Genomic DNA, 14,258 nt, shown 5'->3' with positions numbered 1-14,258 from the left:
TAAAACAACCTATGATGACAACTCAAATAGAAAAAAGACTAGCTTTTTATGTTCCTTGCTCTACTTAACAACATCTATCCGATTCAATGTACCATTAAAACCCGACACCTGAACAGGTAACTTGTAAAGTTCAATTTCCTGATGATCAACCGCCTTTATACCACTGATTTTGACATCCTGTTTTTTATTGATCTTCTTCGGTATTTCAATCAGACCATATGCCTTATAAGGCACTTGATCATCTCCTAATAAAGATCGTGGTCCCCCACCTAAACATCCACTATGATATAATATGACACTTTCTTTCTGTGCGGGATAATACACATGTTGATGTCCAGACAAATAAAGATCAACCCCATTTTCCTTTAAAAAAGATAAGGTTTCATCAGCTTGTTCCAATACTTCTCCCGGTTTGTTCTTTGATTCTACAAGAGCATATAATGGTAGATGTCCGAGTACGATTTTAAATCTCGTTTTTCTAGCCAAGGAAGAGTTCAATTGTTCTTTCATCCAACTTTTTATATCATTTGGTATCTGAGCAGAAGAGGCATCCCATGAGATGATCAATACGTTATTTTTCAAGTAGGAATAATAATATGGAAAATGACTGCTGTCTATAAAAGTCAGATTCACATCATGCTTATGATTGTTCCAAAATAACGCTGAAACTTCACGATCTAAAGCGTAACCAGGAGAAGCATCATGATTGCCCATGGTAAATCCAAAAGGTACAGCAGCTGTCTTTATTGGTTGCAAAACAACCCGATCAAATCCTGCCCACATGGCCTCTAGATCTACTCGCGTCAAAGTTTTTTTCTGACCAGCGACCATATCTCCGCCACATAAAATAAGATCTGGCTTCAGCTCAGCAATTCGGTCTACCACATCCAATACTTCTTGACTATAAGTGGTCGACCCATAGCCGTCATTTAAATCGGATAAGACCAAAATCTTAAGATTTTTATTGATCTTTTCTTGATTCAGATCCCGAGTGGATGATTGTGAAAATACAGGATAAATAGCATAAAAGGAAAGGAGAAAACAAATAGAGGAGTAAAATTTCATAAAAAGTCTATTGAATATATAGAACCTCAAATGTATCACTATAATTTTAAAATACCATTTTGCATAGCAAAAAAATAAGGCTTACTGATTACCATAGACATGATATCATATAAAGCAAAAAAGAGACTTTAAAAGTCTCTTTTTATAGCTTATCAACTTGAAATATTCTGAATGTTATGAATAAGCTAAAAGTTTATGCATTTCCTCGAATAACCCGTAGTAACACGACAATAATTGCGATTACTAACAACGCATGGATAATACCTCCACTGTAAAATCCTCCTAAAAAACTGATCGCCCAGATAATGACTAAAATTACTGCGATGATGTATAATAAATTTCCCATAGTATAATGTAGTTTTATGATGTTTAATATTTAGTAACCTGATTATATAACAATTGAAATGGGATATTGGTTTTTTGCACCCAACAAAAAATTATTAAAAATGCCTGATTTCCCTCATCAATAGAAAAATAGACCGCTGATCAATTCTTCCAAATCGAAAAAAAACAGCGTACAGACACAGCAGCTTTTAATATTTTTGATCAATCCACGTAACGTAAAATAACTAATCCACCAGAAGAAAGATAAAAGATGCCCTGTCGAAAGTAATTTCCAGCCTGCTTGATTTTAAGAGATAAGCAATGTGAAGCATACATCACGCTCAAATCTAGCTATCAATCAGTTACCCCTTACAATAGATATCATGAACAATAAAAATTACGCAATCGATTTCATTTAATAAGCCCATAAATTATCCAAACAAAACGGCTAACTTAATACCATTATGTTAACCAAAATCAATAATAAACCCTTATGAATCCATTCCAGTTATGAAAAAAACACATCTCACAGGCGTACTATTCGCAACACTCGCTACGATTTCCTGCTCAAAAGAAATTGTAAAATCAAGATTAGAAAAACCCTCTGCGACCATCTCACAGAGTGATAAAGATCTACCCAATCTGATATTAACAGGAAGTAATGCTGCACCCTCACAGCATCTCGTCTATAGTTTTCCAAATGATGCGGTATTGAAGATGGGCAAAATAAAGATTACAAATACAGCTAAAACCGAATATTTCTCGGTGCTCAATTATGATGGTGGATATATGGGTTTACAAGACACACCAGATCTGCGTTATGGAACATCCAATATTATGCTTGCTTCGCTGTGGGATAAAAATACCGCAACAAATAATCTCGCTTTCTATTCATATTTAGATAGCAAAACAGTTGCTAGTCGTTTCGGAGGTGAAGGAGATGGTCAAAAAACATTAAATCCATATAATTGGAGCATCAATACGTGGTACAATATGGTCATCCGTTCTTGGAAGGAAAACGGAAAAATATACATTGCCAATTTCGTTCAAGACCTCTCAACGGGAAAATGGTTACACACCTCCACCATCGGTAGAGAAGCTAGCGCAGGATATTTAGGTTCGGGCAGTGGTACATTTTTAGAAAACTGGGTAGGCGACAATCCGAGCTATGATGGCAGATTCCATAGAAAAGCATTGTTGAAAGATAATTGGAACCTCAGTGTGAATAACGTTTGGGAAAAATCGAGCAGTCGTTATTTCTCTGCCAATGATAATGATGCTGCACGAAATGGGCAATTTGATCGAGCATTTAATGTCGGTTACAATAGTGCCGAGGACGCGTATTTTATGGAGCATGGAGGTTCCACGACTCCAGATCCAGCTTTTGGTACTGGTCGTGTCTTAAACTTACCAGAACAGGCAGGACAAGGAACCGCTCCAATATTGACGACGATTGAAAATAGCTATAGTACCGCTCGTTATCATAATAATAAATTAATTGTTTCTTGGGGAATCAACGAGAACAAATCTCCACAACTACGCTATAAACTTGAACTATTAAATGCTTCAGGTTCAGTTTTACAGACACAAGAAAAAATAAAACCAGAGAAAAGAATAGATACCCTTTCCAGTACTTTAGCAAATGGAAATTATACCATTAGGATCACATTGACAGATATCTTTAATCAACAAGCTCCGGCAAAATTAGTTCCTATAACAGTTTTCAATACTAATGATACGTATAAGATTAAAAATGTCAGTAGCGGTAAGTATCTCACAGTTCGGGATAATAGTACAGCCAATTCTGCTCAAATTGTACAATACAGTGCTAATACAAGCGATTTTCAAAAATGGAAAATTGTCAGTGGCAGTTCCGGATATGCATTAGTTAATGTTGGAAGTTCCAAATCCGTCGATATCCCGGCCAGTACAGATGATCTCAACACCGGATTGATCCAGTACAGTAGCTCAACAAATCAAAATCAACAATGGACCTTTAATTTTTTAGATATCAGCAATACAGTCTTTATAAGAAGTATACTGAGCAAAGGATTGATCATAGACAACCCTGGAAGTAGTACAAGCGACAATACGCAAGTAGTATTATACAGTATCAATAATAATCTTGGCAGCAACAATCAAAGGTGGGTCTTAGAGAAACAATAAATAAGCATTTCCAGCAGCTATTCAAATCAATAAAGGGCTGCTGGAAATTAAATCATTTATTTAGCAACATGTTCCACAAGTAATTTTTCACAAACCATATTACTCAAGACCTCCATCTCTCTATGCGCATAATTGACCGACATGCTTTTATCAAACAATTCAACAGATTGTATAGTAATCACAGCTCCCAGTACCAATTCGCGGCTATTTAAAAATTTAAGCAATTCTTCCGAAGACGGTTTCACTGCCATAAATTTTACAACATCGCCACTTTCACAATCACTCAACCTATCAAAATCCTTAACGATCACTTTACCATTTTCATCAGGTATAGGCGAACCATGTGGATCCACCTCAGGAAAACCTAAGATTTCATCCATTTTAGCAAAAAAAGCCGGAGACTGTATATGTTCAATTTGTTCAGCAATGTCATGTACTTCCTCCCAACCAAATCCCATTTTTTCCACCAGATACATTTCTGTCAGACGATGTTTCCGAATAATTAATGATGCTTCTTTTCTTCCCTTTTCCGTTAGTTTCAAAGGTTTATAACTTTCATAAATAACAAAATCTTTTTCACTAAGACGTTTCATCATACCATTTACGGTAGGCATTTTAATGTCCAGCATTTTACTTAATTCATTTACACTAGCTTCACCTTTTGTACTCGTCAAAGCAAATAATGCTTTCAGATAATTTTCTTCCGTCTGTGATATCATGATAACAAAAATACAAATTATTAGTACAATCTAACAATATTGTTATAAATAATTTGTTAGTTCATACAAACTTTATAGATTTGCAATACTAACAAATAATATTTACACAATGAAGATCAATCATTTTCTAATAATGGGTACCCTCATCTTATCGAGTTTGACCCTTTCTGCACAGACAGGGCAATTAAAAGGTAAGATAACCGATCCCGAAGGAGCCCCCATTGAGTGGGCTACTATAAGCATTCCACGATTAGGTATGGCTACAAAAGCGGATAGCATTGGAAATTATGAATTACCTCCTATTCCAGCAGGATCCTATCAATTAAAGGTCAGTTTTATTGGTTTTGAAACCAAGCTCTTATCGGTAACCATAGTAGAGAGGGTAGTTCAAGTAAAAAATCTAGAACTGAACGCTAGCTCAAACCGATTAAATAGCGTTGTCGTTACCGGCACCCGAACAGCGCGCCGAAAATCCGAAAGTCCTATAGCAGTTCATATTCTAGACAGTAGAACTTTCGATATTACGCAATCCAACACCTTAGCAGATGGTCTATGTTTTCAACCGGGATTGCGTATGGAAACAGACTGTCAGACGTGTAACTATTCTCAGTTAAGGATGAATGGGCTTGGGGGCTCCTATTCCCAGATCCTAATTAATAGCCGCCCCGTATTCAGTTCATTGATGAGTCTGTATGGACTGGAACAGATACCTGCCAATATGATTGACCGCGTCGAAATTGTAAAAGGTGGTGGTTCGGTTTTATATGGATCCTCAGCCATTGCTGGAACGGTCAATATCTTAACAAAGGAACCGCGAAAAAGCTCGTTCACACTTTCCAATAACAGCTCATTAATCGGCAACAAAACCTGGGATCATTTTTTCAATGCCAATCTAACAGCAATTAATGATGAGCAGAATGCTGGAGTTTCTCTTTTCGCATCTCATCGCAATCGTGACTCCTATGATGCAAATGGCGATGGATTTTCTGAAATGCCCATCTTACAAAACAACTCTTTCGGTTTCAATTCATTTTTTAAGTTATCTCCGCAAGATAAACTGGAAATCAATGGATGGAGTATCAATGAAGAAAGAAAAGGCGGAAATAAATTAGATCTTCAAGCCGACAAAGCCGATCAATCTGAATACCGCTTACATCATATTCTGGTAGCAGGCTTCAATTACGAACGTCAGGCAAAAGACAAATCAAGTTCATTCAGTATCTATAGTTCTGCCCAAAATACAAAAAGAACACATTACACAGGTATAGACCAAATCGATGCATGGGGACATACAAAAAATTATTCGGTACAAAACGGAGTTCAATACAATTATATCAGTTCGGAATTCTTAAATGGGAAAAACACCTTTACTGCTGGAGTAGAAAATCAATACGAATACACGTTTGATGAAATTAAAGCATATGATTATCTGATTGACCAACAGGTCAATTTATTCGGAGCTTTTTTACAGAGTGACTGGGAAGTAACCCGTAAATTAACATTACTATCCGGACTTCGATTAAACAAATCCAACCGTATGGACAACATGGTTCTCACACCGAGACTCAGCGCGTTATATAAAATTGGCCATGAAACCCAATGGAGAACATCATATGCAAGAGGATTTAAAGCCCCACAAGCGTTAGAAACCGATATGCATATGGCTTTTGCCGGAGGTGGCGTTTCCGTCATTCGCACCGATGCAAATTTGATAGCAGAAACGTCCAATAGTTTGAATAGTTCTTTGGACTTTAACAGAGCCAGTGAACACATGATTTATGGGTTTACACTAGACGGATTTTTCACCCGCTTGTACAACACATTCGTTTTGGAAGAAATCGGTACTGATCAAAATAACAATCAGCAACTCTTACGAAAAAACGGAGGAAACTCATCCGTACGAGGGGTAACAGTGGAAAGTAGATTAAATTATGATCAAAAAATACAACTGGAGACCGGTTTGACCTTACAAAAATCCACCTATGATCAAGCTGTATCCTGGTCATCCGATCTTCCAGGCACGAAACAATATCTGCGCTCTCCTGATCTTTATGGTTATTATACCCTTAGTTTTTGGCCTCAAAATCCATTCAATGCTGTATTGTCCGGCGTCTTGACCGGTCCCATGCAAGTTCCTCATTTTGCAGGTGCTCCAGGTATCGATCAGGATGTTCTCTACACCTCCCCTACATTCCTTGAAAACAATATTAAGCTATCTTATACATGTACACTAAAACAAATCAAGCAAGATTTACAATTCCATATTGGTATTCAAAATATGTTCAATCAATATCAACGCGATTTTGATACGGGCAAAAATAGAGACAGCAACTATATTTATGGTCCGAGTAGGCCAAGAACATTTTTCTTAGGATTAAAATTTGGACTGATGTAAATTTTAGATCCCCCCTAATACCTAAAGAGCGCGATTATAGAGGGGAAAGATGGAAACTTTCTTTCTCCTCCATATATCGGCGCGATGAAAATAGGATTAAAAACACGATTCAATTACAAAAGCACTATAATTGCTTGATGATACTTAGAAGACCTTTCTTGAGCGCGATTTGCATAAGTCAATAAGATCGCTATCCGCCACGATAGATTTGGTATCTGCTACTTGCAAAAAATAGGCATAGTACTGTTCAAATTCATTTTCCTGAAATTGAATATCAAGTATTTCCATCCGATGTCGTAAAGCTGCACGACCACTGCGGGCAGTCAGTATAAGATCCGGTAACTCGAAACCGATCATCGCAGGATCAATAATTTCATAATTGCTCCTATCCTTCAGAACACCGTCTTGGTGTATTCCAGACGAATGGGCAAAAGCATTTCGTCCCACGATAGCCTTATTCGCTTGCACAGGATTGGACATGGCTATTTCAACCATTTTACTCAACTTGCTTATATAACGAGGATCAACAGTAGTAAATATCGGTAAATCTTTAATAATAAGAGTCATCACAATTTCTTCCAATGCCGCATTACCAGCCCGCTCCCCGACACCATTTATCGTTCCTTCCGCCTGACTTGCACCAGCCAGCAACCCCGCAATTGTATTTGCGGTTGCCATGCCTAGATCGTTATGACAGTGTACCGAAATTTTAGCTTTGTGCATATTCGAGACATTTTCTATAACAAATTTGATCTTTTCATAATATTCAAAAGGAGTACAAAAACCATTGGTATCAGGTAGATTAACAATAGTTGCACCTGCCTCAATCACATTTTCAACCATTTTTGCTAAGAATAAATTATCAGCTCTACCCGCATCCTCAGCAAAAAATTGCACCTCCTCAATTTTATTAGAGGCATACCGCACCATTTTAAATGCTACAGCTAAAATATCATCTCTGGTACTATTAAATTTATTTTTAATATGAATATCCGAAGTCCCGATTCCAAGTTGTACTCTAGGACACACCGCATTTTTGAGGGCATTAACCGCAGTGTCAATATCTAGCTCACGGGCTCTGGATAATGCGCACACTTTAGCATTTTTAATTAATTTTGAAACTTCCTGTACTGCCTTAAAATCTGCAGGAGAACTCACAGGGAAACCGGCTTCTATAATATCAACACCTAGAAATTCAAGCTGTTCGGCTATTTCCAGTTTTGATTGAAGAGTCAGCAAGCACCCAGGCCCCTGCTCACCATCACGGAGAGTGGTATCGAAAATATCTATTTTTTTCTTATTCATGATCTTTTGTTTTATCAAAAATAATGAGCGTTTTTATTTTGTTATATTTGAAAATAAAGCAATACTTATCTAATTATGCCAAAAGCTTATATATCAACACTAGATTGTGCAAAAGTTATTGAAGATGGAGATATTGAGATCCGGTATTTTGGTCAATTTAATACTGAAATACATCATCATGAAAAAGCACAGCTGATCTCCCCTGAAATGAGTGCTGTATATCTTTACTCAGAAAAGGGAAGTTTTTGTATTCCTGCCCGACACTATGCCTATGTTGACGCACATGTCAAACATAAATTAATATCAAGATCGCCCAATTTAAAACTCAAGACGATCTTTCTTGATTTGAATAAGGAAAAGTACCCTACTGCTCATTGGGGAAATATCGCTATTTTCTCTCCATCAAACTTACTTGATAATCTTTTAGCATTTGGCGTACAACATTGGTCCGATAAAGAACTGAAAGAAGTTGGGCTAACGTGTTTAAAAAAAATGTTAGCACATATATTAATCAGCCCCCTAAAACTTCATGCACAACCACCAAAGTCCGAATCACTCTTAAAAGTTGTTGAATATATTACCCAATCAATTAGTGAACAGATTACAGTAGCATCCTTATCGCAACACGTAAATATTCCCGAGCGGACATTGTCAAGACAATTCAAGAAAGAAACAGATATAACCATTTTTCAGTTTATAAAATTAAGCCGTATGCAGCTCGCATTAGAATTATTAGAAGACCAATCATTGCATATTAGTGAAATTGTTTACAAAATCGGTTACGACAGTATTCCCACTTTTTCAAACCTATTCAAAGAATTAATAGGAATCAGCCCTCAAAGATATAGACAAGGACTGCTCTAAGCCCAGAGTTTAATGCCCATTTAGGAAATAAAAATTATTCAAAAGATCAAAAAAATCAAACACATAGCAAATAGGAAAATAAAAAGGTATCTTTAAGCTTTATGGCATGATCTAAAATCAAAATAAGATTTAATATAGAGGACAAGAAAGCCACCATCATCATGTTTTGAAAATTAATAGTTTATTAACCTACAGTTCACAATGACGATGTATATTTAGACAAGTAAATTTACATAGCCTTTGGTTTAAAACATTTGAATTATGAAAACGATCACTCATTTATTTCAAAGGATGATATTTCGTCTCTTTCTTGTACAGTTTAGTTCATTCTATTCCCCTCTTAGATTCCATAAAAACTAAAAGATATAACAGAACATTTTTTACTGCACCTGAAAATTTATACGAGTAAATGCCTTTAACTAAAAAATCCTTTGGTGAAGATTTTATCTGGGGTGTCTCAACCGCAGCTTACCAAATCGAAGGAGCACATAATCTAGATGGAAAAGGACTTTCCATCTGGGACGTTTTTGTTCAGAAAAGAAATAAAATATTCAAAAACCATAGCGGGGATATAGCTTGTGATTTTTACAATCAATATACCCAAGATCTGTATTTAATGTACAGTTTAAATATTCGAAACTACAGATTTTCCATTGCATGGAGCCGCATACTTCCAGAAGGTACCGGAACAATCAATCCATTAGGAATCGATTTTTACAATCGGCTTATCGACCTGTCTTTGGAGTTAGGGATTACGCCCTGGGTGACCTTATACCATTGGGACCTACCCCATGCCCTTGAAAAAAAAGGGGGCTGGCTCAACCGCGATGTTAAAGAATGGTTTGGCAATTACGTAGCAGTCTGTGTCAGATCATTTGGTGATCGGGTAAAAAACTGGATGGTGCTCAATGAACCTGCCGTATTTACCGCAGCAGGATATTTCTTTGGAGTACATGCTCCTGGAAAAAAAGGAATTGATTATTTCTTAGCCGCTGCACATCATGCCACTTTAGCACAGGCACATGGTGCCAGAATTATTAAATCGTTACAAAAAGACAGTTTTGTAGGCACGACCTTCTCATGTTCGCATGTAGAACCTTTCTCGGCGCGGGAAAAAGATATCCGTGCTGCACAACGAGCAGACGTACTATTGAATAGACTCTTTATAGAACCGTTACTGGGCAAGGGCTATCCCACTAGTGAAATCAAAATTCTAAAAAGAATCGAGAAGTATATCAAACAAAACGATGAACAAGATCTAAAATTTGATATGGATTTCATTGGTGTACAAAACTATACTCGGGAGATTATCCGCCATTCCTTATTTGTCCCTTACCTGCAAGCAAAAATTGTAAGCGCGAAGGATCGTAAAGTCTCCATGACAGCCATGAAATGGGAAGTCTATCCAGAGTCCATGTATCACATCCTTAAAAAATTCCATGCCTACGAAAATATGCCGCCTTTGATTATCACAGAAAATGGCGCTGCTTTTCCTGATCAAGTAGAAAATAACAGAGTAGATGATCCCAAAAGAGTACAGTATTTACAAGCGATTATTGAACAGGTATATCGAGCGAAACAAGAAGGTGTTCAAGTAAACGGTTATTTTGCATGGACTTTTCTTGATAACTTCGAATGGGCAGAGGGTTATGAACCACGATTTGGTTTGGTTTATGTTGACTTTGAAACGCAGCAACGCATTATTAAATCATCAGGACATTGGTATGCTGATTTTCTAAAATAATAAGGCACGAAAAGATCAGTTACGTTCCTCTACATATGCAGACAACGTTATTAAGTTATCTAGAGCAGCCCCAACGGTATTATTAAAATAAACATATACCTCTTTTCCTTCGTCGAGCCAATCTTTTATATAAAAACTATATTCTTGCAAAAATGAATCTTCGTAAGAACCTTTATAATTCCCTTCAGGACCATGAAAACGCACATAGACAAATGGAGTTTCCATATCCTGCACCTGTATCCCCTGACCATGCTTATCATGTATAACAGAAGCAATACCATACCCGTCCAGGAGTTGGAGCGTTTCCTCTTTATACCAAGACGTATGCCTAAACTCCACACAGACTCGCCAGCCTTTACTTTGATCATTTTTCATGATCGTTTTCAGTAACAGGTCTACTTGTGCGCGATGATGGAAAGAAATTGTGGGTGGCAATTGTACTAGGAGGCATCCCTTCGTGTCTCCAACCGCAGTGATGACATTCAGAAATCGATCCACATCCTGAGGATCAAAAATCAATCCCTTATTGTGGGTTATGCCACGCCATAATTTGAAGGTAAAGCGAAAACCAGCAGTTACTTCCTCTGACCACCGCTGTACGGTTTCCAGTCGTGGTATTTTATAGAATGAACTGTTTACTTCCAAAGAATTGAAAAGGAGACTACATACCGTAAGCCTGCTTTTACCCTGAAAACTTTCAGGATAAAAATTTTTATTTTTATACGGTAAAAGAATACCGCTCGTGCCAGAATAATACGATGCATCCATAACTATAAAACAAGCAACCTCACAATAAGTTGTCTGAAGCTTAAACGATTCTATCTATAAAAATAAGACCTAGCTCAAGACCCCATATTTTAAAATCCTGATCGGGTCTAAAAAAACATCAGCTACTTGCAAGATGTTCCAATACAATTTGATAGGCAGACTTCTTCTTCCAAGTCGCCATCAGCCAAGAGAGAAAACAAAGGTGAAAAATATCCTGATTAGCTTTTAAGAGATGTTGAACATCCTGTTGAAATGCCGGATGAAATACAACATCAGGCTTAATCAAATATTTTTCAACGAAATTCACAAACTGCAACACCCTTTCTTCATGAGTGCTTGCCAGATATGCATTATACCTACGCTTAAAACTATTCAATCTTGACACGGCAAGATCCAGATGTTCAAACTGCGCATGGATCAAGATTTCCATCAGGTTTTTTCGAATCGTCCAGAGCATGCCCATTTTCTTTTCGTACCACAGGTCTGTATGTTGAAACATGGCAAGCTGACGTAGACAACTGTGATCATGTTGTAAGGACAAAAACATGGTCAGACAAATCCTGATATCCTCTATATCCTCCTGCTTATACTTTTGGGTCGATCCGAGTAAGATCTGCTGCAATATGGAGGTTGCGTCCCCACTATTCCCTGTAAAATAAAGATTGAGCGCGAACAACAATTGTTGCCTAGGATAAAATGGAGTGACATACACGCTATTCGCCTCCATATGCAGTTTCATCTCAACAAGATATTCCCTACTTGGAGCAAAATCTTTATTACGAAAATGAAAATTAGCTAGAAAATAGAGTACATACAAATGATAGAAAAGCTGCTGCTCATTGGTTTTTGTTTGGTTCTTTAAGAAATGGTGAATCCGTTTGATGTAACGTTCTATAAAACGATAATCTTGATAAATAGCGGCATATTCATTGGCAATAAAAAGAATCTGATAGATCGACTTATAGTTCATCAGATCACTGACAGCGATTTGATATTTACGGATGGTAGTCACCATCAGTGTGCTCAGATTAACAACTTTACCTTTCAGATTTACATCACGCAGTTCTTGACGTAGGAAGGCATAGGCAAGATTTAATTTTGCTTCACGCTGCATCTGTTGCTGATTGATCAGTAAACGATCTGTCAACAGTTCCAGATTTTCAGCATATGCGCTGTGGGCATATTGTATTTTAAGCAGCAAAATATCATTCAAGAGGTTATATTCTTCCAATTTTACAGCGAGCAGTTCTGCCTTTGCTAAAGACTTGAAAGCCGTTTTATCCAAATTGTTTTCCAAGAGGAAACGGCTTACTATAATCAAACGCATCGCTTCAGCCGACTGGCTATTGCTTTTCTCAAATGTTTTGTGCGAAAGAAATAACAGCAGGTTATCTTGTAACCGTTTACGCAAAGCATGATATGAATCTCTATTTTTTGCTTTTTTATAGAGCTTTTCGACACCACTTATATCATCAGTATTTAATAAATCAAACAAGACAATATTGCGCGCATCATCTCGCTTGTTCCTTCTTTGCAAAAATGACCTAAATACCTTTTTATCATCATCTCCAAGTAAATTCAGTAATGCCGAAAGTGTATCCATATCCATTAAATTTAATGATAAATATACGTATTATTGAACAATTATATCGTCAGTATTTTACTATATTTCATTTGTACAGGTATGGTTTAGATCGGATATTTGCTTTCAGTAAAACATTAAAAACTAAAAAATATGGAACCGCTAAAAAACAAAACTGAGGAGCATGCTCCACTTACAAAACACGAAGAAAAAGTAAAAAACCCATTTAAACCCACAGCTGCATTTATCGGTGCATCTTGGTTTGCTTTACTGACAGGAACAGTCGGCTTTTGTATTGGCTTATGGAATGCCATAATGGAACTCAACGAAAAAGGATACTATTTTACTATACTACTATTTGGATTATTCGCCGTCATCTCGGTACAAAAAAGTGTCAGAGATCGATCAGAAGGTATTGTAGTGACCGATCTTTATTATGGATTAAGTTGGTTTGCCACCATAGCTGCTATGATCCTGCTGACAGTAGGCTTATGGAATGCAGACCTCTTGCTTAGTGAAAAAGGATTTTATGCCATGTCATTTTGCTTAAGTATGTTTGCTGCTATTGCTGTTCAAAAAAATACCCGCGACGCCAAGATGTTTGAGGAAAACGAACTGTAACTTAGCGGTTGCTACCCGCAGTGCATTGCTCAGCAATCCTGCGGGTTTATGTAATAAACTCATCAGATATCACGAATTATTCATTATTTTAGTCTATCCAAAAAATTGGACAGCATATGCAAGCTGGGAAAATCGAAGCACATCAACTGATGAATGCAGTTAAATAAAGAACGTATGATCAAATTACTGACAAATACAGCACGGACCGCCATCCTGCTCTGGATCTGTACCATCATCCAGATTTATTGGTCCATGGGCATACTGACAGATAATACTTCAAGCGGATGTTTAAACTGTAGCTTTTTTCATGATGCTTTTTTCATTTCTTTATTTTCCACTCTGATCTTGACCATCCTATTTCTACCGCTGGATCGCATCAAGAAAAATAGCTTCAACATTACAGCAAAATGGATATTATTAATGGCTGTTTGGTTTTTTTGGGATTATACCATTTTTGTTGATCGCGAATCTTCTTGGAGCACCTATGATTTCCAAGCAGAAATCTATTGTACAATGTATACCTCCGCATTACCCATCATCATCGTATCGGCCATTACACTAATCATTCTTCATCTTGATCTTGTGTTATCGAAATTAAAAAAGTAAAGACATATCATCTTATTTGTTAGCTCCTAAATTGGTTTTTACAGATGTAACAGGAATCGAGCCCTACCACTTCACTTATCTAATACCCGATATCACCTA

The 14,258-nt window shown here is 37.0% G+C and carries 12 protein-coding genes; 6 read left to right on the top strand and 6 right to left on the bottom strand.

What is annotated here, in order from left to right:
* Window positions 1-60: 60 nt before the first annotated feature.
* Both C8N37_RS10410 and C8N37_RS10405 read right to left on the bottom strand, forming a co-directional pair.
* Window positions 61-1,065 carry a metallophosphoesterase family protein gene (locus C8N37_RS10410; protein ID WP_108158846.1) on the bottom strand — a complete coding sequence of 335 codons (1,005 nt, stop codon included), beginning with the start codon at window positions 1,063-1,065 and terminating at the stop codon, window positions 61-63.
* A gap of 193 nt (window positions 1,066-1,258) precedes the next feature.
* Entirely contained in the window at window positions 1,259-1,411 is a 153-nt protein-coding gene (locus C8N37_RS10405; RefSeq protein WP_108158845.1) for a lmo0937 family membrane protein, read from the bottom strand.
* Window positions 1,412-1,899: 488 nt separating this feature from the next.
* Here C8N37_RS10405 and C8N37_RS10400 point away from each other — a divergent pair, with 488 nt between their 5' ends.
* Window positions 1,900-3,555 (top strand): DUF3472 domain-containing protein, encoded by a 1,656-nt coding sequence (locus C8N37_RS10400; RefSeq protein ID WP_108158844.1) that lies wholly within the window; start codon window positions 1,900-1,902, stop codon window positions 3,553-3,555.
* A 56-nt stretch (window positions 3,556-3,611) separates the two neighbouring features.
* Here C8N37_RS10400 and C8N37_RS10395 read toward each other — a convergent pair whose 3' ends face one another.
* Window positions 3,612-4,274, bottom strand: a complete 663-nt coding sequence (locus tag C8N37_RS10395) for a metal-dependent transcriptional regulator (RefSeq protein ID WP_108158843.1) — start codon at window positions 4,272-4,274, stop codon at window positions 3,612-3,614.
* A 109-nt stretch (window positions 4,275-4,383) separates the two neighbouring features.
* On the opposite strand from C8N37_RS10395, the gene C8N37_RS10390 reads away from it, so the two are divergent.
* Entirely contained in the window at window positions 4,384-6,669 is a 2,286-nt protein-coding gene (locus C8N37_RS10390; RefSeq protein ID WP_108158842.1) for a TonB-dependent receptor, read from the top strand.
* Between the two features lie 144 nt (window positions 6,670-6,813).
* Here C8N37_RS10390 and C8N37_RS10385 read toward each other — a convergent pair whose 3' ends face one another.
* Complete coding sequence (locus C8N37_RS10385) at window positions 6,814-7,992, bottom strand: 2-isopropylmalate synthase (protein ID WP_244914392.1); 1,179 nt, start codon at window positions 7,990-7,992, stop codon at window positions 6,814-6,816.
* Window positions 7,993-8,049: 57 nt separating this feature from the next.
* Here C8N37_RS10385 and C8N37_RS10380 point away from each other — a divergent pair, with 57 nt between their 5' ends.
* Together C8N37_RS10380 and C8N37_RS10375 are read left to right on the top strand one after the other, a co-directional pair.
* Window positions 8,050-8,838, top strand: coding sequence for a helix-turn-helix domain-containing protein (locus tag C8N37_RS10380; RefSeq protein WP_108158840.1), 789 nt, complete (start codon window positions 8,050-8,052; stop codon window positions 8,836-8,838).
* A 409-nt stretch (window positions 8,839-9,247) separates the two neighbouring features.
* Window positions 9,248-10,582, top strand: a complete 1,335-nt coding sequence (locus tag C8N37_RS10375; protein ID WP_108158839.1) for a GH1 family beta-glucosidase — start codon at window positions 9,248-9,250, stop codon at window positions 10,580-10,582.
* Between the two features lie 15 nt (window positions 10,583-10,597).
* On the opposite strand, the gene C8N37_RS10370 is transcribed toward C8N37_RS10375, so the two are convergent.
* The gene (locus C8N37_RS10370; RefSeq protein WP_108158838.1) at window positions 10,598-11,350 is read right to left on the bottom strand and encodes a DUF72 domain-containing protein; all 753 of its coding nucleotides are present in this window, start codon (window positions 11,348-11,350) and stop codon (window positions 10,598-10,600) included.
* Window positions 11,351-11,468: 118 nt separating this feature from the next.
* Complete coding sequence (locus C8N37_RS10365; RefSeq protein WP_108159062.1) at window positions 11,469-12,953, bottom strand: hypothetical protein; 1,485 nt, start codon at window positions 12,951-12,953, stop codon at window positions 11,469-11,471.
* Window positions 12,954-13,085: 132 nt separating this feature from the next.
* Between C8N37_RS10365 and yiaA the strand changes: the two genes are divergently transcribed.
* Both yiaA and C8N37_RS10355 read left to right on the top strand, forming a co-directional pair.
* Window positions 13,086-13,553: an inner membrane protein YiaA gene (yiaA, locus tag C8N37_RS10360; RefSeq protein ID WP_108158837.1), complete on the top strand. Its 468-nt coding sequence runs from the start codon at window positions 13,086-13,088 to the stop codon at window positions 13,551-13,553.
* Between the two features lie 174 nt (window positions 13,554-13,727).
* Window positions 13,728-14,159, top strand: a complete 432-nt coding sequence (locus C8N37_RS10355) for a hypothetical protein (protein ID WP_211322225.1) — start codon at window positions 13,728-13,730, stop codon at window positions 14,157-14,159.
* The last annotated feature ends 99 nt before the right edge of the window (window positions 14,160-14,258 follow it).

Source organism: Sphingobacterium faecium (assembly GCF_003054045.1).
Classification (GTDB): Bacteria; Bacteroidota; Bacteroidia; order Sphingobacteriales; family Sphingobacteriaceae; genus Sphingobacterium; species Sphingobacterium faecium.
The sequence above is the reverse complement of the archived record's forward strand: the minus strand, read 5'-3'. Positions and strand labels throughout refer to the sequence as shown.